The 25516-nt window shown below is 73.0% G+C and carries 22 protein-coding genes and 1 tRNA gene; 18 read left to right on the forward strand and 5 right to left on the reverse strand.

From position 1 onward, the window contains the following. Positions 1-134 precede the first annotated feature (134 nt). The 10 genes from ABZ562_RS34270 (at position 135) to ABZ562_RS34315 (ending at position 12200) form a co-directional block, all read left to right on the forward strand. Positions 135-542, forward strand: coding sequence for a hypothetical protein (locus ABZ562_RS34270; RefSeq protein WP_361487378.1), 408 nt, complete (start codon positions 135-137; stop codon positions 540-542). 15 nt (positions 543-557) lie between these two features. Then, complete coding sequence (locus tag ABZ562_RS34275; protein ID WP_079038663.1) at positions 558-854, forward strand: DUF3039 domain-containing protein; 297 nt, start codon at positions 558-560, stop codon at positions 852-854. A 131-nt stretch (positions 855-985) separates the two neighbouring features. Continuing rightward, positions 986-1447 carry a hypothetical protein gene (locus ABZ562_RS34280; protein ID WP_361487381.1) on the forward strand — a complete coding sequence of 154 codons (462 nt, stop codon included), beginning with the start codon at positions 986-988 and terminating at the stop codon, positions 1445-1447. Positions 1448-1647: 200 nt separating this feature from the next. Next, positions 1648-2976, forward strand: coding sequence for an extracellular solute-binding protein (locus ABZ562_RS34285; protein ID WP_361487384.1), 1329 nt, complete (start codon positions 1648-1650; stop codon positions 2974-2976). A gap of 11 nt (positions 2977-2987) precedes the next feature. Next, positions 2988-3959 carry a sugar ABC transporter permease gene (locus tag ABZ562_RS34290; RefSeq protein WP_361487526.1) on the forward strand — a complete coding sequence of 324 codons (972 nt, stop codon included), beginning with the start codon at positions 2988-2990 and terminating at the stop codon, positions 3957-3959. Then, positions 3956-4852: a carbohydrate ABC transporter permease gene (locus tag ABZ562_RS34295; RefSeq protein ID WP_361487387.1), complete on the forward strand. Its 897-nt coding sequence runs from the start codon at positions 3956-3958 to the stop codon at positions 4850-4852. Before ABZ562_RS34290 ends, ABZ562_RS34295 begins: the two co-directional genes overlap by 4 nt. A 4-nt stretch (positions 4853-4856) precedes the next feature. Continuing rightward, complete coding sequence (locus ABZ562_RS34300) at positions 4857-6518, forward strand: beta-N-acetylhexosaminidase (protein WP_361487390.1); 1662 nt, start codon at positions 4857-4859, stop codon at positions 6516-6518. Positions 6519-6793: 275 nt separating this feature from the next. Then, complete coding sequence (locus ABZ562_RS34305; protein WP_361487392.1) at positions 6794-7693, forward strand: FAD binding domain-containing protein; 900 nt, start codon at positions 6794-6796, stop codon at positions 7691-7693. After that, positions 7690-9882, forward strand: a complete 2193-nt coding sequence (locus ABZ562_RS34310) for a 2Fe-2S iron-sulfur cluster-binding protein (protein ID WP_361487395.1) — start codon at positions 7690-7692, stop codon at positions 9880-9882. Before ABZ562_RS34305 ends, ABZ562_RS34310 begins: the two co-directional genes overlap by 4 nt. Further along, complete coding sequence (locus tag ABZ562_RS34315) at positions 9879-12200, forward strand: molybdopterin cofactor-binding domain-containing protein (protein WP_361487397.1); 2322 nt, start codon at positions 9879-9881, stop codon at positions 12198-12200. The genes ABZ562_RS34310 and ABZ562_RS34315 overlap by 4 nt, the downstream gene beginning before the upstream one ends. Before the next feature lie 16 nt (positions 12201-12216). Here ABZ562_RS34315 and ABZ562_RS34320 read toward each other — a convergent pair whose 3' ends face one another. Continuing rightward, positions 12217-12840: a DUF4232 domain-containing protein gene (locus ABZ562_RS34320; RefSeq protein WP_361487400.1), complete on the reverse strand. Its 624-nt coding sequence runs from the start codon at positions 12838-12840 to the stop codon at positions 12217-12219. Positions 12841-13057: 217 nt separating this feature from the next. Here ABZ562_RS34320 and ABZ562_RS34325 point away from each other — a divergent pair, with 217 nt between their 5' ends. Further along, positions 13058-13783 carry an SDR family oxidoreductase gene (locus ABZ562_RS34325; protein ID WP_361487402.1) on the forward strand — a complete coding sequence of 242 codons (726 nt, stop codon included), beginning with the start codon at positions 13058-13060 and terminating at the stop codon, positions 13781-13783. Position 13784: 1 nt separating this feature from the next. Here the strand turns inward: ABZ562_RS34325 and ABZ562_RS34330 are convergent, their stop codons facing one another. Together ABZ562_RS34330 and ABZ562_RS34335 are read right to left on the reverse strand one after the other, a co-directional pair. Beyond that, positions 13785-14555, reverse strand: a complete 771-nt coding sequence (locus ABZ562_RS34330) for a sulfite exporter TauE/SafE family protein (RefSeq protein ID WP_361487403.1) — start codon at positions 14553-14555, stop codon at positions 13785-13787. 134 nt (positions 14556-14689) lie between these two features. Next, positions 14690-18724, reverse strand: coding sequence for an amino acid adenylation domain-containing protein (locus ABZ562_RS34335; protein WP_361487405.1), 4035 nt, complete (start codon positions 18722-18724; stop codon positions 14690-14692). A gap of 396 nt (positions 18725-19120) precedes the next feature. Between ABZ562_RS34335 and ABZ562_RS34340 the strand changes: the two genes are divergently transcribed. Beyond that, positions 19121-19342, forward strand: a complete 222-nt coding sequence (locus tag ABZ562_RS34340) for a hypothetical protein (RefSeq protein ID WP_361487407.1) — start codon at positions 19121-19123, stop codon at positions 19340-19342. A gap of 70 nt (positions 19343-19412) precedes the next feature. On the opposite strand, the gene ABZ562_RS34345 is transcribed toward ABZ562_RS34340, so the two are convergent. Next, positions 19413-19487 (reverse strand) — tRNA-Cys (locus ABZ562_RS34345). A gap of 103 nt (positions 19488-19590) precedes the next feature. Further along, a complete protein-coding gene (locus tag ABZ562_RS34350; protein ID WP_361487410.1) occupies positions 19591-20475 on the reverse strand; it encodes an alpha/beta hydrolase in 885 nt (294 codons plus the stop codon). A 157-nt stretch (positions 20476-20632) separates the two neighbouring features. Here ABZ562_RS34350 and ABZ562_RS34355 point away from each other — a divergent pair, with 157 nt between their 5' ends. From ABZ562_RS34355 to ABZ562_RS34380, 6 genes are all read left to right on the forward strand, one after another. After that, the gene (locus ABZ562_RS34355; protein WP_361487412.1) at positions 20633-21538 is read left to right on the forward strand and encodes a LysR family transcriptional regulator; all 906 of its coding nucleotides are present in this window, start codon (positions 20633-20635) and stop codon (positions 21536-21538) included. A gap of 107 nt (positions 21539-21645) precedes the next feature. Continuing rightward, entirely contained in the window at positions 21646-22206 is a 561-nt protein-coding gene (locus tag ABZ562_RS34360) for a cysteine dioxygenase family protein (RefSeq protein WP_055555390.1), read from the forward strand. 37 nt (positions 22207-22243) lie between these two features. After that, a complete protein-coding gene (locus tag ABZ562_RS34365; protein WP_361487414.1) occupies positions 22244-23308 on the forward strand; it encodes a putative sulfate exporter family transporter in 1065 nt (354 codons plus the stop codon). Positions 23309-23391: 83 nt separating this feature from the next. Continuing rightward, a complete protein-coding gene (locus ABZ562_RS34370) occupies positions 23392-24891 on the forward strand; it encodes an MFS transporter (protein WP_361487416.1) in 1500 nt (499 codons plus the stop codon). A 10-nt stretch (positions 24892-24901) separates the two neighbouring features. After that, a complete protein-coding gene (locus ABZ562_RS34375) occupies positions 24902-25099 on the forward strand; it encodes a ribbon-helix-helix protein, CopG family (protein ID WP_014061073.1) in 198 nt (65 codons plus the stop codon). 1 nt (position 25100) lies between these two features. After that, positions 25101-25484, forward strand: a complete 384-nt coding sequence (locus tag ABZ562_RS34380) for a type II toxin-antitoxin system death-on-curing family toxin (protein ID WP_361487418.1) — start codon at positions 25101-25103, stop codon at positions 25482-25484. Positions 25485-25516 lie beyond the last annotated feature (32 nt).

Consider the following 25516-nt stretch of genomic DNA (forward strand, 5'->3'; position numbering starts at 1 on the left):
CGGGTTGCGAGGCTCCCCCAGCTACCGCTGGGAGGTGCCCCCTGCACCAGACGCCGCTCGCTGATCCGGCCTGATCCACACGACACCCCCTAGCCCCCGGCCAGGGCCATCGCGTAGAAGCGCCCCGCCAGGGGGTGCGGGCCGCGGGCCGGGTCGCGACGCTGGTCGGGCTGATCATGGCCGTGGTCACGGCCGCCGAGGCGGTGCTGCCCGTCCTCGCCCCCGTACCGCCGCTCGCCGCGGCCGCGCTGGTGATCTGGGGCGCCGCGGGCTGGGCGCTCCAGGTTCCGCAGCAGCACCGGCTGCTGGCGGTGAGGGAGGAGTGCGGCACCGTCGCGCCGGCCCTCAACAACTCGGCGCTGTACCTGGGCAGCGCCGTCGGCTCGGCGCTGGGCGGCGCCGCGCTGTCGGCGGGGCTGTCCGGGGCCGTGCTGCCCTGGGCGGCGGCCGGGGTCGCCGCCCTCGGTCTGGCCAGGCATCTGTGGGCGGTGCGGGACCGGCGGACGGCCGGGGCGTGCGCCCGCCGGGCGTCGCGGGCATGAGTACCCTAGGGCTGTATGAGCACTCTTGAGCCCGAGCGCGGGGCAGGCACGGGGACCCTCGTTGAGCCGACACCTCAGGTGTCGCACGGTGACGGCGACCACGAGCGCTACGCCCACTATGTACAGAAGGAAAAGATCATGGAGAGCGCGCTCTCCGGATCTCCCGTCGTCGCACTGTGCGGCAAGGTCTGGGTTCCTGGCCGCGACCCCAAGAAGTACCCGGTGTGTCCCATGTGCAAGGAGATCTTCGAGGGCATGGGCGCCGGCGGCGACAAGGGCAAGGACGGCAAGGGCGGCGACGGCAAGAAGTAGCCTCCCCGCCCGCGCCGGAGCTTCGCGCAGACGGCACGTCCGACCCGTGGCCCGAGATGGGGCCGCGGGTCGGACGTGCCGTGCTGTCCGGCCCCGTGTCGCGCGGCGGTTGATCCCAGTAGGGTCGGCCCATGAGCGGGCGTACGGAGAACGGGTTACGGGACGCGGCCGGGAACGGCGCGGCGGACGCGGCGGAGCACGACGGAGCGCCGCGGGCGGCGTATCTGGTGTTCGGCGCGCGCGAGGTCGACGAGCCGGACGCGGAAGGCGCCGGGCTCTACTGCCAGTTCGAGAAGAACTGGGACGCCCAGCTGGAGCAGTGCGGGCGGCTCGCCGAGGAGCGCGGCTACCGGCCCGCGGGCAGCTGTGTGGTGTCGGCCGCGCAGCCGGGTCTGCCGCGGCTGCTGGAGTGGGCGGACGACCCCGGCTGTGAGATCGTCCTCGCCCCCAGTGCCCGCATCCTGGGGCGGATCGAGAAGACCTGGCCGGACTGGGGTCAGGTGGTGGAGCGGCTGGCGGCGGCGGGCGCCCGGGTGGAGGCCGTGCCGTATCCTGAGCCCGCCTACCCGGGCGAGAAGCTGACGCGCTCGTAGCCGACGGCCTTCCCGGCGCACGACTTCCCCTGTGTGCGCACGACTTGCCGGGGCCCGGTTCATCCGGCCCCGATTTCCCCGGCACAAGATTGGTCAAGACCTCTTGTCCGGATCCGGAACGTTCCCTAGCCTGCCGCATATTGTGCTGTGCGAAACACGCGTTGCATGGTATGCAACGCCCTCCTCAAGGGTGCGTTTCCATGAAGCTCTCCAGCCCCCTCCCCCTCTCGCGTCGCGTCGCCGCCCCCGCCGTGGCGCTCATCCTCGCCGGGCTCACCGTCACCGCCTGCGCCCCCTCCACCTCTGACAACAGCGCCAAGGAAGACGACAAGAGCGGCAAACTGCGCGTCTGGCTCTTCCAGGAGGTCGACAACAAGCCGAAGCAACGCGTGGTCGACGGCGTCGTGTCCGCCTTCGAGAAGAAGCACGACGGGGTCAAGGTCGACGTCACCTACATCCCCATCGACACCCGCGCGCAGAAGATCAAGGCGGCCTTCAACGACCCCAAGAGCGCCCCCGACATCATCGAGTACGGGAACACCGACACGGCGGGCTACGTGGAGGACGGCGGACTCGCCGACATCGGCAAGGAATTCGGCGCCTGGGACGAGTCGTCGAACACCGACTCCACCGCCAAGAACTCGGTGACGGTCGGCGGCAAGGTGTACGGCGTGCCGCTGTTCGTCGGCGTACGGGCGCTGTACTACCGCACCGACGTCTTCAAGGACCTCGGCCTGAAGCCGCCCACCAGCCAGAAGGAACTCATCACGACCGCGAAGAAGATCCGCGAGCGGCGGCCCGATCTCTACGGCATATCGGTCGGCGGCGCCTACACCTACGGCGCGCTGCCCTTCATCTGGGCCAACGGCGGCGAGCTGGCCACCGAGAAGGGCTCGTTCGGCTCCAACGAGTACGAGGCGGCCATCGACAGCGCCGACGCCAAGAAGGGCATCAAGAGCTACACCTCGCTCATCGCCGACGACAACTGCCCGCCCGCCAAGTGCGCCCAGTGGGGCGGCAACGACAGCGTCGCCGCCTTCGCCGCGGGCAAGTCGGGCATGACGATCGGCGGCGACTTCAACCACCAGGCGATCGAGGCGGGGTCGGTCAAGGGCAAGTACGCGGTCGTGCCGCTGCCCGGCGTCAAGGAAGGCAGCATCGCCCCGGCGTTCGCGGGCGGGAACAACCTCGGCGTGCTCAAGAGCAGCACCCACCGCACGCTCTCCATCGACCTGCTGGAGCAGCTGGCCGGGAAGAAGACCCAGGCCAAGATGTACGACGCCATGGGCTTCCTGCCCACCTTCACCGATGTGCGCGGGGACATCGCGAGCAAGGACCCGTTCGTCAAGCCCTTCGTGAGGACGCTGGACACCAGCTCCACGTTCGTGCCCGCGTCGCCCGGCTGGTCGGCCATCGACTCCCAGCTCGTGCTGCCCACCATGTTCCAGCAGATCATCAGCGGCCGTAAGAGCGTCGACGCCGCGTCCGCCGAGGCGGCGAAGAAGATGGACGAGGCATTCGGCAAGTGACCTCGGGGACCATCACCCAGCACGCCGGGCCGGAACCGGCCCGGAAACAGCCGCCCCGGCGCACCGCGCGCGGTGCCCGGCGGCGGGCCGGGCGGGGGAGCCGGACGCCCTGGCTCTACCTCGCCCCGGCCCTCGTCGTCCTCGGCGGGCTGCTGATCTATCCCATCTACCAGCTCGGGCTCATCTCGTTCCTGGAGTACACCCAGGCCCAGGTGAGCGGGGGACAGCCGACCAGCTTCCAGGGCTTCGCCAACTACGCGGAGCTGTTCCGCGACGGCGAGTTCTGGAGCGTCACCCTCGCCACCGTCGTCTTCGCCGCCGTGTGCGTCGTCTCCACCCTCGCGGTGGGCTGCGCGCTCGCGGTGCTGCTCACCCGGGTCCGGGCGATCCCGCGGCTGGCACTGATGCTGGCCGCGCTCGGCGCCTGGGCCACCCCGGCGGTCACCGGCTCCACGGTCTGGCTGTTCCTGTTCGACCCCGACTACGGCCCCGTCGACCGGGTCCTGACGTGGTTCGGGCTCTCCGGCTTCCACGACTACTCCTGGACGTACGAGCGCTACAGCGCTTTCGCCCTGGTGCTGTTCGAGATCGTGTGGTGTTCGTTCCCGTTCGTGATGGTCACCGTGTACGCGGGCATCAAGGCCATCCCGGGGGAGGTGCTGGAGGCCGCCGCCCTCGACGGCGCCTCCGCCTGGCGGATCTGGCGCGGGATCATGGCCCCGATGCTGCGGCCGATCCTCGTCGTGGTGACGATCCAGTCCATCATCTGGGACTTCAAGGTCTTCACCCAGATCTACGTCATGACGAACGGCGGCGGCACCGCGGGCCAGAACATGGTGCTCAACGTCTACGCCTACCAGGAGGCGTTCGCCTCCTCCGAATACGGGCTGGGCTCGGCGATCGGCGTGGTGATGCTGCTCATCCTGCTCGCCGTCACCCTGGTCTATCTGCGGCTGCTGCGACGGCAGGGAGAAGAACTGTGACCCACCCCAGGGCCGCCACCAGCGCCGCCGTGCCGCGCCGCGCACCGCTCATCCGCCGCCCCTGGCGGCTCGCGGCCGAGGTCACCGCCCTGGCCGTCGCCGTCGTCGTCGCCTTCCCGCTCTACTGGATGGTGCTCTCGGCGTTCAAACCGGCCGGGGAGATCCGCTCCGCCCACCCCCGGCCGTGGACCTCCGCCCCCTCGCTGGACTCCTTCCGGCGCGTCTTCGAACAGCACGACTTCGGCCGCTACTTCCTCAACAGCCTGCTGGTCGCCGGGGCGGTGGTGGTCGCCTCGGGCCTCATCGCCTTCCTCGCCGCGACCGCCGTCACTCGCTTCCGCTTCAGGTTCCGCACCACACTGCTGGTGATGTTCCTGGTCGCCCAGATGGTGCCCATCGAGGCGCTGACCATCCCGATGTTCTTCCTGATGCGGGATCTGGGCGACGCCGTGCCCGGGGTCGGGCTCAACACGCTGGGCTCGCTGATCCTGCCGCACATCGCCTTCTCGCTGCCGTTCGCCATCTGGATGCTGCGCGGCTTCGTGAAGGCCGTCCCCGAATCGCTGGAGGAGGCGGCCTATCTGGACGGCGCCAGCCGCTCCCGCTTCCTGTGGCAGATCCTGTTCCCGCTGGTCCTCCCCGGGCTCGTGGCCACCAGCGTCTTCTCCTTCATCTCCGCCTGGAACGACTTCCTGTTCGCCAAGTCGTTCATCATCAGCGCGACCGAGAACTCCACCCTCCCGATGGCGCTCCTGGTCTTCTTCAAGGACGAGGGCAACGACTGGGGCGGCATCATGGCGGCGTCCACCATCATGACCATCCCCGTGCTGATCTTCTTCGTACTCGTACAGCGCCGCCTGGTCTCCGGCCTCGGCGGAGCGGTAAAGGACTGACGTGATGAACCGGCAGCCCGGCCTCCTGCCCGCCCCGCTGCGGGCCGCCCCCACCCCCGGCGGCGGCCGGGGCCACGTACTGGACGAGCACACCCGGCTCGACGCCCGGCCCGGCACCGAGCGCGTGGCCCGCTGGCTGCGCGCCGCCGTCGGGGCCGCCACCGGGCTGCCGCTGGCGCCCCACACCGGCGACGGCGACCCCATCGCGCTGGAGATCGACCCCGCCCTCGGGGCGCGGCTCGGCCCCGAGGGCTACCGCCTCGTCATCGACGGACGCGCGGTGGTCCTCCGGGGCGGCGGCGAGCCCGGCCTGTTCTGGGGCGCCCAGACGCTGCGCCAGCTGCTCGGCCCGGACGCCTTCCGGCGCGCGCCGATCGACCCGGACCGGCGGGAATGGTCCCTGCCCGCGCTCGACGTCGAGGACGCGCCGCGTTTCGCCTGGCGCGGAATGATGCTGGACGTGGCCCGCCACTTCCTGCCCAAGGACGGCGTCCTCGCCTACGTCGACCTGCTGGCCGCCCACAAGCTCAATGTGCTCCATCTCCACCTGACCGACGACCAGGGCTGGCGGCTGGAGATCCGCCGCTACCCGGAACTGACCGCGACCGGCGCCTGGCGGACGCGCACCAAGCTCGGCCACCGCGCATCCCCGCTGTGGGACGAGCGCCCCCACGGCGGCTACTACACCCAGGACGACATCCGCGAGATCGTCGCCTACGCCGCCGAACGCCACATCACCATCGTCCCGGAGATCGACATCCCCGGGCACAGCCAGGCCGCCATCGCCGCCTACCCGGAACTGGGCAACACGGACGTCATCGACACCGCCTCCCTCGGAGTCTGGACCACCTGGGGCATCAATCCGAACGTACTCTCCCCCACCGACAGCACGCTCCGCTTCTTCGAGAACGTCCTGGAAGAAGTGCTGGAGTTGTTCCCCGGCCCGTTCGTCCACCTCGGCGGCGACGAATGCCCCAAGGAGCAGTGGAAGGCCTCCCCGGCCGCCCAGGAACGCATGCGCGAGCTGGGGCTGGCTGACGAGGACGAGCTGCAGAGCTGGTTCATCCGCCACTTCGGCCACTGGCTCGGCGCCCGCGGCAGGCGGCTGATCGGCTGGGACGAGATCCTGGAGGGCGGCGCGCCCGACGCCCCGCTGCCCGACGGCGCCGCCGTCTCCTCCTGGCGCGGCTACGCGGGCGGCATCACCGCGGCCCGGGCCGGCCACGACGTCGTCATGTGCCCCGAACAACAGGTCTACTTCGACCACCGGCAGGCCCCGGGCGAGGACGAGCCGGTCCCCATCGGCTACGTCCGCACCCTGGAGGACGTCTACCGCTTCGAGCCGGTTCCCCCGCAGCTCGACCAGGCCGAGGCCGAACGCGTGCTGGGCGCGCAGGCCAACGTCTGGACCGAGGTGATGGAGGACCGGCGACGGATCGACTACCAGACCTTCCCCCGCCTCGCCGCCTTCGCCGAAGTCGTATGGTCCGCCCTTCCGCCGCCCCCTGAGCGGGACTTCGCGGAATTCGAGGGGCGCATGGAAGCACACTACGCCCGTCTGGACGCGCTGGGCGTGAGCTACCGCCCGCCCTCCGGTCCGCGCCCCTGGCAGCGCCGCCCCGGCCTGCTCGGACGTCCGATCGAGGGATCGCCCCCGATCGTGTGAGCCCGGCGCAAGGCGCTCGCCCCCGCGCCCCGCCCCTGGGACGGTGGACGTCCGGCCGTTACGCAAGTTCGCACAAGGGTCCCTGAAACGTGGCAATCCACACTCGACGGAGACGTCACCCGAAACCCGTACCATCCCCCAGGTCACGGACGGAACCATGCTTCCTGGACCCTCGCGACGGCAGGCGTGCGAGATGTGCCAGAGTTGCCACGTCCGGGCTGTGAGCACGTACCGTACGGCGCAACAGCCGGGACACCGGGGAAGGGGCAGCTGGGTTGACCACGCACGCACCGCAGGCGGCGCACACGGTGACGTTGCCGGGCTCGCTCGATGAGGCCGTGGCGGCGCTGGCCGCCATGCCCGCCGCCGTGCCCGTCGCCGGCGGCACCGATCTGATGGCCGCGGTCAACTCCGGCCTGCTGCGGCCCGCCGCGCTCGTCGGGCTCGGCCGGATCAGCGAAATCCGCGGCTGGCGCTACCTGGACGGACACGCCCTGCTCGGCGCCGGACTCACCCACGCCCGGATGGGCCGCCCCGACTTCGCGGCCCTCATCCCGGCCCTGGCCGCGGCCGCGCGCGCCGCGGGCCCCCCGCAGATCCGCAACGCCGGAACGCTCGGCGGCAACATCGTCAGCGCCGCCCCCACCGGCGACGCGCTGCCGGTGCTCGCCGCCCTGGAGGCCACCCTCGTCATCGCCGGACCCGAGGGCGCGCGCCGCGAGATCCCGGTCAGTCATCTGCTCGCCGGGGTCGAGATGCTGAGCCCCGGTGAACTCGTCGGATTCGTCCGGGTTCCGCTGCTGCACGCTCCGCAGGCCTTCCTCAAGGCCACCGGGCGCACCGGCCCCGGCCGGGCCACCGCGTCCGTCGCCGTCGTCCTCGACCCGGCGCGCCGGGGGGTGCGCTGCGCGGTGGGGGCGGTCGCGCCGATGCCGCTGCGGCCGCTGGAGGCCGAGCGCTGGGTCGCCTCGCTCATCGACTGGGACGGCGACCGCGGCCATCTCGATCCGCAGGTCACCACGGCATTCGGCGAATACGTGGCCGCCGCGTGCATCCCCGACCAGCCGCCACCGGAGGACGGTTCCGAACCGGTCCCCCTGCCGCCCGCGGCGATCCATCTGAGGCGTACGGTGGCAGCCCTGGCCCGCCGAGCATTGGGGAGGGCACTCGCGTGAGTGACGAACAGCAGCCGCACCGGCCGGACCCGGGGAGCGGGTGGCAGCCGATGCCGCACGGCCCGGAGTACGACGCGGAGTCGACGGCTTTCGTCCAGCTTCCGCCCGACTTCCAGTTCCCGGAGCCGGGCGACCCGGACTCCGGCTGGGACCCGCTCGCCGCACCCGGCACCGGCTACACCCCGCCGCCGGTGCCCGGCGTGCCCGCGCAGGGCGGCGCGCCGTCGCAGGGCGGCCAGTGGCAGCCCGCGGGGCACGGCGGCCCGTACGACACGCCCGGGCACGACCACTCCGGTCACTCCGGTCACTCCGGGACCGGGCACTGGACCATGCCGCACACGGACACCGGCGGTTCGGGCGGCTACGGGTACGGCGGCCACCAGGAACCGCACGGCACCCCCCAGTGGCCGGCGCCCGCCGAGGACCCCTCGGGCCACACCGGACACGTGCCGCACACCGGTCACTGGCCGGTGCGCACCGAGGAGCCGGTCGACGACTGGCCGCTGCCCGAGGGCGCGTCCCACGGCGAGGGCACCCCGGTGCAGGCCGGCCAGTGGACGATCCCGGTCGCGGGCGACGAGGGCGTGGAGGAGACCGGCGAATACCGGGTCGACGACCACCCCGGCCCGGCGGCCCCGCCGTACGGAGCCCAGGCGGGTCACGGCGGCCCGGCCGGTCCGGTCCTCCCCGGCGATCCCGGTGACCTCGGCGATCCGCAGGAGACCGCCCAGCTGCGGCTGCCGTTCGGCCGTAACGCGCGGCAGCAGCAGGCCGCCCCGTACCAGCAGCCGCACGTCGACCAGGGACATGCCGACCAGACGGGACACAGCGGCCAGTGGTCGGTCCCGGCGGCCGACGAGGGCGTGGAGGACTCCGGGGAGTACGCGGTCGAGGGCCACCCCGGCCCGGCCGCCCGGCAGGGCGCTCCGGCGCGCCGCCCGCTGCGCATGCCCGACGACGACACGGCGCGCGAGCACTCCGGCCCGGCGACCCCGCCCCACGGCACCCCGCCCCAGGGCACGCCCGCCCACGGCACCCCGGCGAACGGCATCCCGGCCCAGGGCACTCCGCCGCACGGCACTCCGCCGCACGGCACGGACGGCCACGGCTGGCACGGTGCGGCGGCCGGGGACTCCGGCGCGTTCGTACGGGAACGGGAGCCGGAGCGGGACGACGACCGGCACGCGGGCCCCGCGGCGAACGGCGTCCTGCCCGAAGAGGCCGCCTGGCACGGCGAGTTCACCGACGGCACCGGCGCGCACACCCCGCCGCACGGCAGCCCGGCCCCCGACGGGCCCGAGGCCGGGTCCATGGCCGAGGCTCCGGTCGAGGCTCCGGCCGGTCCCATGGCAGAGCCCATGACGCCCATGACCGAGCCCATGCCCGAGGCCGAACCGGCCACGGCCGAGGAGGCGTTCACGGACGCCCCGGAGCGGTCCGCCCCGGCCGAGGCCCCGGCGGACGCCCCCGAGGCCGCCGACGCCCCCGCCGAGCCCCTTCCCGCCCCCGCCGAGGACACGGACCAGGCAGCCGCCCCGGACCCGCTGGACCCGGCCCACAGCGAGCACCCCCAGGCGTCGTACGTGCTGCACGTCAACGGCGCCGACCGGCCCGTCACCGACTCCTGGATCGGCGAGTCGCTGCTGTACGTGCTGCGCGAGCGGCTCGGCCTCGCGGGCGCCAAGGACGGCTGCTCGCAGGGCGAGTGCGGCGCCTGCTCGGTCCAGGTCGACGGGCGGCTCGTCGCCTCCTGCCTGGTGCCCGCCGCGACCGCCGCGGGCTCGGAGGTCCGTACGGTCGAGGGCCTCGGCCAGGACGGCCAGCCCTCCGACGTCCAGCGCGCGCTGGCCGAGTGCGGCGCCGTCCAGTGCGGCTTCTGCGTGCCCGGGCTCGCCATGACCGTGCACGACCTCCTGGAGGGCAACCACGCCCCCACCGACCAGGAGACCCGCCAGGCGCTCTGCGGCAACCTGTGCCGCTGCTCCGGCTACCGCGGGGTGGTCGACGCCGTGCGCGAGGTCGTGGCGTCCCGCGAGGCGGCCGAGGAGGCGGCGCGGGCCGCGGAGGCCGCGGAGGACGAGGCGGCGGCACACGACCCGGCCCGCATCCCGCGCCAGGCGGGCCCGCCCGGCACCGGGAACCGGGGCGACGGCGGCAACGGCAGCGGTATGGGAAGGGCATCGGCATGACCGGAATCGCGGACGGCGCGGGAGCCGTCACCGCAACCCCCTCCGCCGGAACGCCCGTCCCGCCACCGCCCCACATGGGGCTCGGTGTGTCGCTCCAGCCCGCCGACGTGACGGCCAAGGCGTCCGGCACCTTCCCGTACGCGGCCGACCTGTGGGCCGAGGGGCTGCTGTGGGCCGCCGTGCTGCGCTCACCGCATCCGCACGCCCGCATCGTCTCCATCGACACCTCCCCGGCCGCCGGGATGCCCGGGGTGCACGCCGTGGTGACCCACGCCGACGTGCCCGGTGACGCCTCGCACGGCCGCCGGGTCGCCGACCGGCCGGTGTTCGCCAAGGACCTGGTGCGCCACCACGGCGAGCCCATCGCCGCGGTCGCCGCCGACCACCCCGACACCGCCCGGCTGGCCGCGGCCGCCATCGCCGTCGAGTACGAGGTGCTGGAGCCGGTCACCGACCCCGAGCAGGCGTTCGCCGCCGAACCGCTGCACCCCGACGGCAATCTGGTCCGCCACATCCCGCTGTCCTTCGGCGACCCGGAGGTCATCGGCGAGGTCATCGTCGAGGGCCTGTACCGGATCGGCCGCCAGGACCCGGCGCCCATCGGCGCCGAGGCGGGCCTCGCCGTACCGCGCCCGGACGGCGGCGTGGAGATCTACACGGCCTCCACCGACCCGCACGCCGACCGCGATCTGGCCGCCGCCTGCTTCGGTCTGGAGCCGGAGCGCGTCAAGGTCGTCGTCACCGGCGTCCCCGGCGCCATGGGCGAGCGCGAGGACCCCGGCATGCAGCTGCCGCTCGGGCTGCTCGCGCTGCGCACCGGCCACCCGGTCAAGCTCGCCGCCACCCGCGAGGAGTCCTTCCTCGGCCACGCCCACCGCCACCCGACCCTGCTGCGCTACCGCCACCACGCGGACGCGCAGGGCAAGCTGGTGAAGATCGAGGCGCAGATCCTGCTGGACGCGGGCGCCTACGCGGACTCCTCGCACGACACGCTGGCCGCCGCCGTGTCGTTCGCCTGCGGCCCGTACGTCGTCCCGCACGCCTTCATCGAGGGCTGGGCGGTCCGCACCAACAACCCGCCGTCGGGCCATGTGCGCGGCGAGGGCGCGATGCAGGTGTGCGCCGCGTACGAGGGCCAGATGGACAAGCTGGCGGCCAAGCTCGGCCTCGACCCGGTCGAGATCCGGATGCGCAACGCCATGGCCACCGGCGATCTGCTGCCCACCGGACAGACCGTCACCTGCCCGGCGCCGGTCGCCGAGCTGCTGCAGGCCGTCAACGACGCGCCGCTGCCCGCCCTCCCCGCCGACGACCCCGAGGAGGACTGGCTGCTGCCCGGCGGCCCCGAGGGCGCCGGCGACCCGGCCGCCGTGCGGCGCGGCGTCGGCTACGCGCTGGGCATGGTGCACATGCTGGGCGCGGAGGGCGCCGACGAGGTGTCCACCGCCACCGTCAAGGTCACCGGCCCGGTCGCCACCGTCATCTGCGCGGCCGTCGAGACCGGTCAGGGCTTCACCACCCTGGCCCGCCAGATCGTGCAGGACGTCCTCGGCATCGAGGAGGTCCACGTCGCGCCCGTCGACACCGACCAGCCCCCGGCCGGTCCCGCCTCGCGCGGCCGCCACACCTGGGTCTCGGGCGGCGCGGTCGAGCGCGCCGCCAAGATGGTCCGCACCCAGCTGCTCCAGCCGCTGGCGCACAAGTTCGGCATGTCCACCGAGCTGCTGACCATCGCCGACGGCAAGATCACCTCGTACGACGGCGTCCTCAGCACCACCGTCGAGGAAGCCCTCGAGGGCAAGGAGCTGTGGGCCACCGCCCAATGCCGCCCCCACCCCACCGAACCGCTCGACGAGACCGGCCAGGGCGACGCCTTCGTCGGCCTCGCCTTCTGCGCGGTCCGGGCCGTGGTGGACGTCGACATCGAGATCGGCGCGGTCCGGGTCGTGGAGATGACCGTCGCCCAGGACGTGGGCCGGGTGCTCAACCCGCGCCAGCTGCGGACCCGTATCGAGTCCGGCGTCGCCCAGGGCATCGGCGCGGCGCTCACCGAGAACCTGCGCACCTCGCGCGGCGTCATCCGTCACCCCGACCTCACCGGCTACGCGCTGCCGACCGCCGTGGACGTCCCCGACATCCACATCGTCAAACTGGTCGAGGAGCGCGACGTGGTGGCCCCCTTCGGCGCGAAGCCGGCCAGCGCGGTCCCGGTCGTGACCTCCCCGGCGGCGGTCGCGGCGGCCGTCCGCGCCGCCACCGGCCGCCCGGTCAACCGCCTCCCGATCCGCCCCCAGGCGGCGGTGGTCAACCGGACGTAGGGGCCCCGGGGCGGGCCTACTCCGGCGAGCTGACCGGGCCGACGAAGGTCCCCGGGCGGGTGGCGGCCGCCTGGTCCAGCAGCTCGCCGCCGTAGGGCCAGTCCAGCGGGATGCTCCGCCGCTCGTTCGGCGGGGTGACGAGCACCTGGGCCGGCTTGAACTTCCTGTCGTCGTCGCGGGTCGACGCCAGGAAGGTGATGTCGAAGGTGGCCCGGCCGCCGGCGTCGAGCCGGACGGTCCGCGGCGTGTCGTCGGTGCGCCGCAGGTCCCACGTCTCGCCGGTGGCGGCCCGGAGCTGGACGCCGGGGAAACCGGCCATGACGCAGTCGGCCGAGCCGGTGTTCCGCAGCACCACGCGGGCCGTCTGCTGCCCGTCGTACTCCATGTCCGGGCCGCCCTCGAAGTTCGACCAGGCGGCCTTCAACCGGTCGCCGGAGCAGGCCCTCGCCGCCGTGGAGCCGCCGGAGCCGCCCGCCTTGCTGCCGATGTCCCCACCGGAGCCGCCCGATCCGTCGGTCGACGGCGAGCTTGCCCTGGCCCCGGTCCCGTCGCCCTGGCAGGCGGTGAGCGAGAGCGCGGCGGCGGCGACCAGCGAGGCGACGGCGACGGTGCGGGTGCGGCGAAGAGCGGTGCGCGGCATGGGATCCCCAGGGATGGTCGAGTTGCGTCGGGGGACGCGGTGCGCGCTCGGCGGCGCGTTCCGCGTCTGGAACAACCCTGTCCGCCACCGCTGTTGATCGGCTAACCCACCACTAACACCTCGCTGGCGTGCTTGAATAATCGGTTTCGCCGGGCCGCGTGCGTTTGCTAGTCCTGTCCGCATGCGGGAGACATCGCGGACGGACCATGTCGCCATCGTGACCGGAGCGAACCACGGGATCGGGGCCGCGACCGCCGGAGCGCTGGCCGCTCGCGGCGTCGCGGTGCTCTGCGCCCACCTCGGGCCGGGCGGCGAGGAGGTGGCGGAGGAGATCCGCCGAGCGGGCGGACGGGCCGCCGCCTTCGAGGCGGACCTCAGCGACCCCGCCGCCCCCGGAGCCCTCTTCGACCGGGCCGAGGAACACCTGGGCCCGGTCGACATCCTGATCAACAACGCCTCGGGATGGGTGCAGGACACCTTCACCCCGGACCCGGCCGACCGGTTCGGACGGCCGCTCCAGCCCGTCACCGCGGAGACCTGGTCGCGGCAGTTCGCCGTGGACGCGATGGCCCCGGCGCTGCTGATCGGCGAGCTGGCCCGGCGCCACCGGGCGCGGGGCGCCGGGTGGGGGCGGATCGTCGGGCTGACGTCGGGCGGGGACCTCGGCTTCCCCGGGGAGGTCTCCTACGGCGCCGCGAAGGCGGCCCAGACCAACTACACCTTGTCCGCCGCCGTGGAGCTGGCCGACCTCGGCATCACGGCCAACGTGGTGCATCCGCCGGTGACCGACACCGGCTGGGTGACGGACGAGGTGCGGGAGTTCGTCGCGTCGAGCGGCACCCACTTCCATGTCGCGGAACCGGCCGAGGTCGCGGAGACCATCGTCTTCCTCACGTCCGAGGCGGCCGGTCTCGTCACGGGCAACACCATCACCCTGCGGTGAGTCACCGCAGCACCAGCTGCACGATCGCCGCCGTCCCGACCGTCACGATCAGCGCCCGCAGCGCGGTCGGACTGAAGCGGCGGCCCACCGCGGCGCCCGTCATGCCGCCGAGGGCGGAGCCGGCCGCGATGAGGACGACGGCCGTCCAGTCGAAGTGGGCCGCGAAGAGGAAGAACAGCGCGGCGACGGAGTTCACGACGGCGGCGAGGACGTTCTTGATGCCGTTGAGGCGCTGCATCGGCTCGTCGAGCAGCATGCCCATCAGGGACATGTAGATGATGCCTTGCGCGGCGGCGAAGTAGCCGCCGTAGACGCTGGCGAGCGTCAGCCCGATCAGCAGCAGCGGACCGACGTCCCGCCGGGCGGAGCCCTCCGCCCTCGCCTCGCGGCGGGCGCGCGTCCTCTTGGAGATCAGCGGCTGGAGCACGACCAGGACGAGCGCCAGGCCCACCAGCGTCGGCACGATCCGCTCGAACGCCGTGCTGGGCAGCGTCAGCAGCAGCGCGGCGCCCCCGAGCCCCCCGACCAGGGCCCCGGCGCTCAGCTTCAGCACCCGCTTGCCCTGCCCCCGCAGCTCCTTGCGGTAGCCGATGGCGCCGCTGATGGAGCCGGGGATGAGGCCGAGCGCGTTGGACACCGTGGCGGTGACGGGCGGCAGGCCGGTGGCGAGGAGCACGGGGAACGTGATCAGCGTCCCGGACCCGACGACGGAGTTGATCCCGCCCGCGCCCACACCCGCCGCGAAGACGGCCACCATTTCCCACGGCGTCACGCGGTCACTCCTCGTTCTCCGGATGAGGGAAGATTCATGGGCCCGACGCTAGACGGTGATCGGTTCGGTGTCCGCCGAACGCCGGGCGGCGGGCCCGCGGCGGGGCGCCGGTCGGGGGTGCCCCGCCGCCGGGGTCAGCGGGTGTCCAGGGCCTGGGCCACCGCCGGGCCTATCAGGGCCAGGGCTTCCTCGCGCAGCAGGTGGTAGTGGTGGGCCGGGATGCCGTGGATCTTGAGGGCGCCGGAGACGTACGGCTGCCAGGCCTGCGGGACGTGGGCGGCGTCGCGCTGGTAGCCGGGTATCTCCTCGTCGGCGGTGAAGAGGAGCATGTCGCCCTCGAAGCGGCCGGGGGCGAACTTGCGCATCAGCTCCTGGTCGTTGAGGAAGATGTCGAGCAGCGGGAAGCTGTGCTCGCCCTCCAGGAGCCGTTCCGGCAGGCCGGTTTCGCGGCTGAGGTCGGCGGCCAGCCGGTCGCCGTCGTCGACGCCGTCGGGGTGGGCGGCGAGCCAGCCGGGGGCGAAGATGTCGCCGCCGCCGATGTCGTCGAGGAGGACGCCGAGCCACTGGCGCTTGCTCAGCTCGGGGAGGTCCGGCAGGGCCAGGTCGTTGTCGGGGTAGGCGTCGATGACGGTGAGGGCGGCGACCTCCTCGCCCTCGCTCTGCAGCCGGGTGGCCATGGCGTGCGCGATGAGCCCGCCGAAGGACCAGCCGAGCAGGTGGTACGGGCCGGTGGGCTGGACGGTGCGGATCTGGTCCAGGTAGTCGGCGGCCATCTCGGGGATGCTGGCGGGCAGCACGTCGGGCTCGGTCAGACCGCGCGCCTGGAGGGCGTAGACGGGCTGGTCGGGGGCGAGGTGGCGCATCAGCCCTGTGTAGGACCAGCCGAGGCCGCCGCCGGGGTGGACGCAGAACAGCGGCGGGCGCCCGCCCTCGCCGCGCAGCGGCAGCAGGATGTCGAGCGGCTGCGGCTCGGGCGCGCCGGCGGGGGTGGCGGCGTCGAGGCGGGCCACCAGGCGGGCGACGGTGGGGGCCTCGAAGAGGTCACGCATCGACAGCTCGGTGTCCAGGGCGGTACGGGCCTGGCTGGCCAGCTTGGAGGCGAGCAGGGAGTGGCCGCCGAGCAGGAAGAAGTCGTCGTCGATGGTGACGTCGGGAACGCCCAGCACCTCGCCGAACAGCGCGCACAGCGTCTCCTCGCGGGGGGTGCGGGGCGCGCGGCCGCCGCGGGCGGCCTCGTGGGACGGCACGGGCAGTGCGGCCCGGTCCAGCTTGCCGTTGGGGCTGAGCGGCAGCGTGCCGAGCACCATGAACGCGGTGGGCACCATGTGCTCGGGCAGATCGCGGTGCAGCGTCTCGCGGGCGGTGGCGACGCAGGGCGCGGCCTCGCCCTCGGCCGTCAGATAGGCCACCAGCCGCTGGTCGCCGGGCTGGTCCTCGCGGACGACGGCCGCGGCCTCGGCGACGTCCGGCAGGGCGCGCAGCGCGGCCTCCACCTCGCCGGTCTCGATGCGGAAGCCGCGCAGCTTGACCTGGTCGTCGGAGCGGCCCAGGTAGGCGACGCCGCCGTCCGGCAGCCGCCGGGCCAGGTCGCCGGTGCGGTACATGCGGGCCCCGGGCGCGCCGAAGAGGTGGCCGTACGGGTCGGGGACGAAGCGCTCGGCGGTCAGCGACGGCCGGTCGTGGTAGCCGCGGGCGAGCTGCGGCCCGGCGAGGTAGATCTCGCCGACGGCCCCGGCGGGGACGTGCCGCAGGGCGGAGTCCAGGACGTACAGCCGGCTGTTCCACACCGGGGCGCCGATCGGGACCGGGCCGGTCGCGCCGGGCTCGCAGGTGTGGGCGCTGATGTCGACGGTGGCCTCGGTGGGCCCGTACACGTTGTGCAGGGGCACGCCGGGCAGCAGGCTGTGGAGGCGGTCGGCCGTCTCGCGCGGCAGCGCCTCGCCGCCGCAGAACACCTGGCGGAGGCTGCCGGCGCACTGGGCGGCGACATCCGGTTCGGCGAGGAACGCGCGGAGCATGGAGGGCACGAACTGGAGCGTGGTGATGCGCTCTTCGCGGACGGTGCGCACGAGGTACGCGGGGTCCTTGTGGCCGCCGGGCTGGGCGAGCACCAGGGTGGCGCCGCTGACCAGCGGCCAGAAGAACTCCGCGACCGAGGCGTCGAATCCGGCCGGGGTCTTCTGCAGCAGCCGGTCCTCGGGGGTGAGGGGGTGGCTGCCCCGCATCCACTCCAGGCAGTTGACGATGGCGCGGTGGGGGACCAGCACGCCCTTGGGGCGGCCGGTGGAGCCGGAGGTGTAGATGACGTACGCGGGGTGCTCGGGGTCCAGCGCGACCCGCGGCGCGCCGGTCTCCGCGTACGGGTCGGCGTCGTCCGGGGTGGTGCCGTACGCGGAGACCGGCGCGGAGTCCAGCAGCAGCCGCTCGACGCCGTCCGCCGCGGGCAGCTCGTCGGCGTCCTCGGCGCGGGTGACGAGGAGCGCGGGCGCGGCGTCGTCGAGCATGAACGCCAGCCGGTCGGCCGGGTAGTCCAGCTCCAGCGGCAGATACGCGGCGCCCGACTTGAGGACCGCCAGCAGGGCGATGACCAGCTCGGGGGAGCGGGGCAGGGCGACGGCGACGGTGCGCTCAGGCCCCGCGCCGCGCTCGATCAGGCGGTGGGCCAGCCGGTCGGCGGCGCGGTCCAGCTCGGCGTAGCTCAGCCGGGTGCCGCCGAAGACGACGGCCTCGGCGTCCGGGGTGCGGGCGGCCTGGGACGCGAACAGCGCGGGCAGGGTGGTGCCCGAGGTGGCGTGCGCGGTGTCGTTCCACTCCTCGGCCGCGCGCCGCCGCTCCTCTGCGGACAGCAGCTCGATGCCGCCGACGGTGCGCTCCTTGTCGGAGGTGTCGGCGAGGGTGCGCAGGAGTTGCAGATACCGCTCGCGGTGGGCGATGAGCCCGTCGGCGGTGTAGAGGTTGGAGTTCGCGTTGAGGTCGATGCGGATACCGGTGCCGTCGGAGCGGTCGTATCCCATGATCGAGAGGTCTTCGACGGTTCCGTTGGACAGGTTGTGCCCGACGACGCGATGTCCCGCGAAGTCGAAATCGTAGTCGTACGTCATGATATTGACGTGCGGGCCGAGGAAGCCGTTTCCGCCGTCCGGGAGGTGGAGATCCCGGGCCAGGTCGATATGGCGGTAGCGCTGATGGCGCAGTGCCTGCCGGACTTCCCGGGAGACCTTCCGCACCAGATCCCGTATCCGCATATCCGAGCGCACCTGGATGCGCAGCGGCACCACATTGGCGAACATCCCGGGAATGCCGCGCAGGGTGGCATCGGTCCGGGCGGTGACCGGCAGCGTCAGAATGATGTCGGATTTACCGGTCAATCGATGCAGATAGGTGGCGGTCGCCGCGATAATCATCGCCGACCAGTGGGTCGCGTATTTCCGTGCGGCGGCGCGCAGCTCGACCGCTTCCGCCTCGGTCAGGTACGCGGTCTCGCGCAGCACGCTGGAGAGGTCGTCGCCGGGGCGGCCGGAAAGCCGGGCGGGTTCCGGGGAATCCGCGAAGTGTTCCGTCCAGTAGGCGCGGTCCTTGGCGAAATCATCCGACGACCGGTATTCCTCGTCCCGGTCGAGCAGGGTCCGCAGGGACCCGAAGACGGTTTCTCCCGCGGCCGGGTCGGTGCCTTCGGTGAGCGCGGTGTAGATCTCGGCGGTGCGCCGGCCCAGCAGGGCGGCGCTGCCCGCGTCGGACACGATGTGGTGGCTGCCCTGGTACCACAGGAAGCAGTCGTCGTTCAGCTTGAGCAGGGCGAACGAGAAGAGCGGGTGGTCGTCCAGCTCCAGCTTGGTGGCCAGGTCGTGCTTCATCCAGCGGACGGCGGCGGCGTGCGGGTCGGGCTCGCCGCCGAGGTCGAGGACGGGGAACTCCCAGTCCGTCACCGGGTCGAGGACCTGCCAGGGCACTCCGTCGTCCTCGCCGACGCGGACGTTGTACGGCTCGGCTTCCAGGACCGCCTGACGCAGTGCCCGCTCGAATATCGCCGTGTCTATCGGACCTTGGATCTCAAGGTATTCGCCGACCTTGAACGTCGTGCTCTCCGGCGGCTCCAGCTGCTGAATGAACCAGATCTCGCTCTGGCCGGTCGACAGTGGCAGACGGGTGGCCGGTACGGCGGGCTGCACATTTCCCCCAGACGGAACACAGGATCGCAGGTCGAAACAAAGGGTGCCTGTTCAGTCACGGCGGGTTCTCCATCGCGGGACTGCAGGCACCACGGTGACCCTATGCGCCGAAAACGCGCTCACTGCGGGGAATCGGAGACCATTCAGTGGGGAGAATGTGAAAAAGGTCAGGCGGCCAGTTGTGTGAACGCCGTTCGCGAGTCTGAGCATGCGCCTCGTAAGACCTATGTGTCCAGAGGGTTTCCGGTAGTTCATGGTGTGCCCCCGGTGGGATCGCTCGGGCGGGCCGTCCTCGTCGTGGGCCCTGCGCGGAACGTTAGCGATCACTTAGTGATCCATTAGTGGGGTCGGGCAGCGTGGTAATCGTCCACGGAAACACTTCGGAGGAGCGAGGATATGCGCAAGAAGCTCAGCAAGGCAGCTGTCGTCCTGGCCGGTATGGCGGCGGCCGCCACGATCAGCATGGGGTCGGCGCAGGCAGCGGATGAATACCGTGGCCTCCCCAGCCACCAGGCATGCATGGACAAGGGCGCGGAGCTGACGAACAACGGTCAGACGGACGGCTTCATGTGCACCGAGCAGAGCGATGGCTGGCTGCTCGAAGTGGGCAACGACTGAATGCGGCTCTGAACAACAGGGCGGCACCCCTTCCCGGGTGCCGCCCTGTTGCTTTGCCTGACCGAGGTGATGGAGGCCGTGGCGGGATTCGAACCCACGTAACTCGCTTTGCAGGCGAGCCCCTGAACCACTCGGGCACACGGCCAATGTCGTGCTCGTACTGATGACCATACGGAGCGGTTCAGGGGGCATCAACGGTTCGGCCGCCGCTGCCATACGACTGACATACGCCGTTCACACACGGGCTGTCAGGGGCGGCCCGGGGCGTGCGGGTGCTCCAGGAAGTCCTCCACCACCGGGCCGAACAGCTCCGGTTCGTCCACCCAGGGGTAGTGCCCCACGCCGTGCAGCGGCCGGGCGCGGCCGGCCGGGAACGACTCCGCGACCAGCTCCCCGGCCCGTACCCCGGTCACCGCGTCCCGGTCACCGGTGATCACCAGCACCGGGCACGGCACCTCGCGCAGCCGCGCCAGCACCGCGAGACGGCCCGCCTCGTCCACGCCCTGCCAGAAGCCCGCGCGCGGCACCGGGTTCAGCTGCTCGCCCTCGCTCGCCGCGTGCGCCCGCTGCGGCTCGTCCCAGCGGCCGTAGGCCATCGGCGCGGCCCGCAGCAGCAGCTCCCGTACCTCGGCGAGGTCGGTGGTGTCCGGCAGCATCTGGATCGCCACGTACGCGTCCTGCCACCACGGCTCGTCGGCGCGCGACTCGAAGATCTCCCGGGCGTCCTCGGGCAGTTCGCCCTGCATCCGGGCGCCCGGGCAGACCAGGACCAGATGGGTCAGGCGCTCGGGGTGGGCCGCCGCGTACGCCTGCGCCGTGGCCGCCGCCGCGTCGTGGGCCAGCAGCGCGAAGCGGGTGAGCCCGAGGTGGCGGCGCAGCGCCTCCAGGTCCTCGGCGAGACCCGGGAACGCGTAGCCGCTGGGATCGGCGACGGGCGGCGAGTCCCCGGTGCCGCGGCTGTCGGGGATGACCAGGGTGCGGTGCGCGTCGAGGCCGCCGAGGTCCCCCAGATACGCGGCGTTCCGCCCCGGCCCGCCCGCGAGGCAGATCAGCGGGGGCCGCGCGGACCCGTCGCGGGCCTCCAGGACGCGGTAGGCCAGCTCCGTTTGGTCGTACGACGTGTAGTGCGGCATAGGGCCAGCCTGCCTGATCACGGGGGCGTCGGCGATGTGGCCGCGGAGATCGGAGGCAACGGGAGGGGCGGGAGGGGCACGGTGACTCAAAAGCGCCGGGAGGGGAGATGTTCCGTTCCCCCAAAACGCGCTTATGGATACCCTCTATGATGTCCGTGTGTTCGATTCCCGGCACATCAGGACGTTCCACGAGGTGGTCCGCGCCGGTTCCTACTCGGCCGCCGCCCGCGAGCTGGGCTATACCCAGCCGGCCATCACCCAGCAGATGAAGGCCCTCGAACGCACCGTCGGCAGCCCGCTGTTCATCCGCGTCGGCCGCGGCATGCGGCTCACCGAGGCGGGGGAGACGCTCGCCCGGCACGCCGACACCATCCTCTCCTCCATCTCCGCCGCGCAGGCGCAGATGAACGCCATCACCCGGCTGCGCGCCGGACGGGTGCGGGTGTGCGCCTTCCCCAGCGCCAACGCCACCCTCATCCCCGAGGCCATGGCCCGCCTCGCCGCCGTCCACCCCGGGGTGCGGGTCGACCTGCTGGAGGGCGAGCCGCCGGACTCCCTCGACCGCGTCGTACGCGGCGAATGCGACATCACCCTGGCCTTCACCTATCCCGGGCTGCGCGAGGAGACGCCTCCCGAACTCGTCGAGATCCCGCTGATGGAGGACCAGCTGACGGTCCTGCTGCCGACCGGGCATCCGCTGGCCCGGCGGCGCGCGGTCAAGCTCGCCGAGCTGAGCGGGGAGCGGTGGATCGCCGGATGCCTGCGCTGCCGCGCCAACTTCCTGCACGAATGCGCCGAGCAGGGCTTCGCGCCCGACATCGCCTTCACCACCGACGACAACCTGGTGGTGCAGAGCATGGTCGCGTCCGGGCTCGGCGTCGCGATGATGCCGGGCCTGGTGCTGTCGTTCCTGTGCCACCAGCGGGTCACCGGGCGGGCCCTCGACCCGGCGTCGCGGCGCCGGGTCTCCGCGTACGTCCTGCGGGAGCACCTGGAGATCCCGGCGACGGCGCGGGTGCTGGAGGAGCTGAAGACCGTGGCCGCGAACCGGGTCGGCTGCTGACGGCCCGCCGGGGGCCGATCCCAAGGCGCGATATATAAGCGGAGGTTGGCCCCCGGCCAACAATCTGTCGTTGGACGTGATGGACGGTCCGTCCGCACGCTGCCCATATGACCACCGCGTATCCGTCCTCTCGTGTCACGGCCCCCCTCGGCGCCTTCGTCGACGGCGTCCGCGAGGCCGTCGGACGCGGCCTGCCGCCCGATGTGACCGCCTATCTGGTGGGCGAACGCCTCGCCCCCTTTCTCGGCGCGCCCGATCTGCTCACCCCCGCCCAGCGCGAGGGCGACCCGGACGGCTACCGCCAGCACGTCCTGCACGCCGAACCCGACGGCAGCTTCTCCGTCGTCGCCCTGGTGTGGCTGCCCGGGCAGCGCACCGCGGTCCACGACCATGTGTCCTGGTGCGTCACCGGCGTCCACGAGGGCGAGGAGCACGAGCGCCGCTACCGCCTCGTCCCGGACGGCGCGGCCTCCCGGCTGGTCGCCGTGGAGGACGTGATCAACCCGCGGGGCGCGGTCTGCGGCTTCGCGCCGCCCGGAGATATCCACAGGGTGTGGAACGCCTGTGGCACGAAGGCGATCTCGATCCACGTCTACGGCGCGGACATCGTGCGGCTCGGCAGCAGCGTACGACGGGTGTACGAGGCCCCCGTGGCGGACGAGCTGTGACCGGGTCCCGGCGCGCGGACGCCGCCGAGGTGACGGCATGGCGGTGACCGGGGCGAGGGCCCTGACCGGGGCGAGCGGTCCGTCCACCGCGGCGCCTCCCCGGCCCCGGCTGCCCGCCGCCGCGTACGGGCTCGGGCTGGCCGCCTGCGGGGTCGCGGTCGCGTGGGGCGTGCACCGGGCCCTGCCCGCCGTGCCCCTGCTCACCGCCGCCGTCGTGCTCGGCATCGGCGCCGCGCACCTGCCCGGCACCCGGGGGCTCGTACGGGGCCGCTGCCGGGCCGGGCTCACCCTCGCCGGGAAGCGGCTGATGCGGCTCGGCATCGTGCTGCTCGGCCTGAAACTCAGCCTCGACGACGTCCTCGGCCTCGGCTGGGCCACCGTCGCGATGGTGTTCTGCGTGGTCGCCGCCACCTTCGGCGGCACCTGGTGGCTCGGGCGCCGGATGGGGCTGCGCGGCGACCAGCCGCTGCTGATCGCCACCGGCTACTCCATCTGCGGCGCGTCCGCGATCGGCGCGGTCGGCGAGGTGTCCGACAGCGACGAACAGGACGTGGCCACCTCCGTCGCGCTCGTGACGCTGTGCGGCACGCTCGCCATCGCCGTCCTGCCCCTGCTCCAGCACCCCCTGGGCCTCGGCGACGCGCCGTTCGGCCGCTGGGTGGGCGCGAGCGTCCACGACGTGGGCCAGGTCGTGGCGGCGGCCCAGACCGCGGGGCCCGCGGCGCTGAAGGAAGCGGTGCTGGTCAAGCTGATGCGGGTGGCGCTGCTCGCCCCGCTCGTCGCCGCGCTCGCCGTGTCCGTACGGGCCCGGGCGGGAGCCCGCCGCACCACGGCGGCCCGGCGGCCCCCGCTGGTGCCGCTCTTCGTCGCCGGGTTCCTCTGCATGGTCGCGCTGCGCAGCACCGGCCTGCTGCCCGCCGCCGCGCTGGACACCGCCGCCACCGGCCAGGAACTCCTCCTCGCCGCCGCCCTCTTCGGCCTCGGCAGCGCGGTCCACCTCCCCTCCCTCACCCGCACCGGCGCCCGCGTCGCGGCGCTGGGCCTGTGCGCCTGGGTGGTGATCGCGGGCGTCTCGTACGCGGGCGTGCTGCTCACCACCTGACCCACGGCGTACGTCCGATGGCCGAGGCGGACCACGACTTCCGACAGGTGCCACACCGTGCCACGGCTCTTACGCTGACCGGCATGACCGCTCTCGACCCGTCCGACGCCGGCCTCGGCACCCCCGCGCGCACGGCCGAGCCGGACACCGGCCTCGCACCGGACCGCGCGGGCGACACCATCCTCGGCCGCCGCCACCGCGCGCTGACCCTCGGCATCGTCACCGTCGTCTCCCTCATCGCCTTCGAGGCGAGCGCGGTCACCACCGCCATGCCGATCGCGGCCCGCGCCCTGGACGGCGTCGAGCTGTACGCCTACGCCTTCTCCGCCTACTTCACCGCGAGCCTGTTCGCGATGGCGCTGTCGGGGGAGTGGTGCGACCGCAAGGGCCCGCTCACGCCCCTGTTCAGCGGCATCGTGGCGTTCGGCGCGGGGCTGCTGATCGCGGGGACGGCGCAGCGGATGTGGATGTTCGTGGGCGGGCGCGCCGTCCAGGGCATCGGCGGCGGCCTGGTGATCGTCGCCCTGTACGTCGTCGTCGGCCGGGCCTATCCGCCACGGCTGCAGCCCGCCGTGCTGGCCTCCTTCTCCGCCGCGTGGGTGCTGCCGGTCATCGTCGGGCCGCTCGTCGCCGGGACGATCACCGAACAGGCCGGGTGGCGCTGGGTGTTCCTGTCCATCCCGGTGCTGGTGCTGCCGCCGCTCGCGGTGATGCTCCCGGCCCTGCGCACCCTGCCGCCCGGCGGCCGCTCCGCGGCCGTGAACGGCCGCCGGATCCTCCTCGCGCTGGCCGTCGCCTGCGGCGCCGGGCTGCTCCAGTACGCGGCCCAGGACCTGGCCTGGTACTCCCTCCTCCCGGCCGCCGCAGGGCTCGCGCTGCTCGTCCCGTGCGTGCTGCGCCTGCTCCCCGCGGGCACCTTCCGCGCCGCCCGCGGGCTGCCGTCGGTGGTGCTGCTGCGCGGGGTCGCCGCGGGCGCCTTCCTGGGCGCGGAGAGCTTCGTCCCGCTGATGCTGGTCACCCAGCGCGGCCTGTCCCCGACCGCCGCCGGGCTCACCCTCGCGGGCGGCGGGCTGACCTGGGCGCTCGGCTCGTACACCCAGAGCCGGGCCCGGCTGGAGCCGTACCGGGAGCGGCTGATGGGTCTGGGCATGCTGCTGATCGCCACGGCCATCGCCCTGGTGCCGCTGGCGCTCGCCGACTCCGTACCGGTGTGGACCGTCGCCGTCGCCTGGACGGTCGGCGGCTACGGGATGGGGATGACCATCTCCAGCGCCAGCGTGCTGATGCTGAAGCTGTCCGGACCCGACGACGCGGGCAGCAACTCCTCCTCGCTCCAGGTCTCCGACGCGCTCGGCAACATCACCCTGGTCGGGCTGAGCGGTGTCCTCTTCGTCGCCTTCGGCGGCGCCGCGATCGCCCCCGCCCACCCCACGGCCGCCGCCCCGGCCACCCCCTCCTCCCACCCCGCCGCCTTCGCCGCCGTGTACGCGGCGATGGCGACCGTGGCCCTGGCGGGCGCCTGGGTGACCACCCGCCTGCGGCCACATTCTGGTACCACTCTGGCCCCAAAAGTGGTACCGTGATGGTATGGCAATGAATCTCCGACTGCGCGACGACCAGCAAGAGGCGCTCAAGCAGCGGGCCGAAGAGGAGGGCCGCAGCATGCACGCCATAGTGCTTCAAGCGATCGACCGGTATCTGGAGCAGGAGGCGGACCGGGAGTCCGTCCAGCGGCTCGGGGCCAAGTACGCGGCACGCCACGCGGACCTGCTGCGGAGGCTGGGGGAGTAAGTTGAAGTACCTGACGGTCCAGGAAGTGCTGGACCTGGCGGAGATCGCCTGTGGGGGGCAGCAGATCGCGGTACGCGACCTCGGGCTGCTGAGTTCCGCGGTGCACCGTCCTCAGTCGCAGATGTTCGGCATCGAGGCGTACACGGAGCTGTTCGAGAAGGCGGCCGCGCTGCTCCAGTCGCTCGCCGTCAACCACCCGCTGGTGGACGGCAACAAGCGGATGGCGTGGATGTGCACGGTCGTCTTCCTCGATCTCAACGGGGTCGAGATGGTCGACGTCGACCAGGACGCGGCGTACAAGCTGGTGGTCGGCGTGGCCTCGGGCGCACTCGACGACGTCGGTGACATCACCGCGCGACTGAAGGCGCTGCACGAGTCGATGTGAGCCTGATCCCACCCTGGGGTGGGATCGGGACG

This window comes from Streptomyces sp. NPDC019937, from assembly GCF_040631655.1.
Classification (GTDB): domain Bacteria; phylum Actinomycetota; class Actinomycetes; order Streptomycetales; family Streptomycetaceae; genus Streptomyces.

Excerpts from the sequence above, each read along its gene's own strand:
- ABZ562_RS34350 (WP_361487410.1), bottom strand. The coding sequence starts at position 20,475 with ATGCCGCACTACACGTCGTACGACCAAACGGAGCTGGCCTACCGCGTC.
- ABZ562_RS34320 (WP_361487400.1), bottom strand. The coding sequence starts at position 12,840 with ATGCCGCGCACCGCTCTTCGCCGCACCCGCACCGTCGCCGTCGCCTCG.
- ABZ562_RS34375 (WP_014061073.1), top strand. The coding sequence starts at position 24,902 with ATGAATCTCCGACTGCGCGACGACCAGCAAGAGGCGCTCAAGCAGCGG.
- ABZ562_RS34300 (WP_361487390.1), top strand. The coding sequence starts at position 4,857 with ATGAACCGGCAGCCCGGCCTCCTGCCCGCCCCGCTGCGGGCCGCCCCC.
- ABZ562_RS34280 (WP_361487381.1), top strand. The coding sequence starts at position 986 with ATGAGCGGGCGTACGGAGAACGGGTTACGGGACGCGGCCGGGAACGGC.
- ABZ562_RS34275 (WP_079038663.1), top strand. The coding sequence starts at position 558 with ATGAGCACTCTTGAGCCCGAGCGCGGGGCAGGCACGGGGACCCTCGTT.
- ABZ562_RS34285 (WP_361487384.1), top strand. The coding sequence starts at position 1,648 with ATGAAGCTCTCCAGCCCCCTCCCCCTCTCGCGTCGCGTCGCCGCCCCC.
- ABZ562_RS34360 (WP_055555390.1), top strand. The coding sequence starts at position 21,646 with ATGACCACCGCGTATCCGTCCTCTCGTGTCACGGCCCCCCTCGGCGCC.
- ABZ562_RS34315 (WP_361487397.1), top strand. The coding sequence starts at position 9,879 with ATGACCGGAATCGCGGACGGCGCGGGAGCCGTCACCGCAACCCCCTCC.
- ABZ562_RS34340 (WP_361487407.1), top strand. The coding sequence starts at position 19,121 with ATGCGCAAGAAGCTCAGCAAGGCAGCTGTCGTCCTGGCCGGTATGGCG.
- ABZ562_RS34365 (WP_361487414.1), top strand. The coding sequence starts at position 22,244 with ATGGCGGTGACCGGGGCGAGGGCCCTGACCGGGGCGAGCGGTCCGTCC.
- ABZ562_RS34370 (WP_361487416.1), top strand. The coding sequence starts at position 23,392 with ATGACCGCTCTCGACCCGTCCGACGCCGGCCTCGGCACCCCCGCGCGC.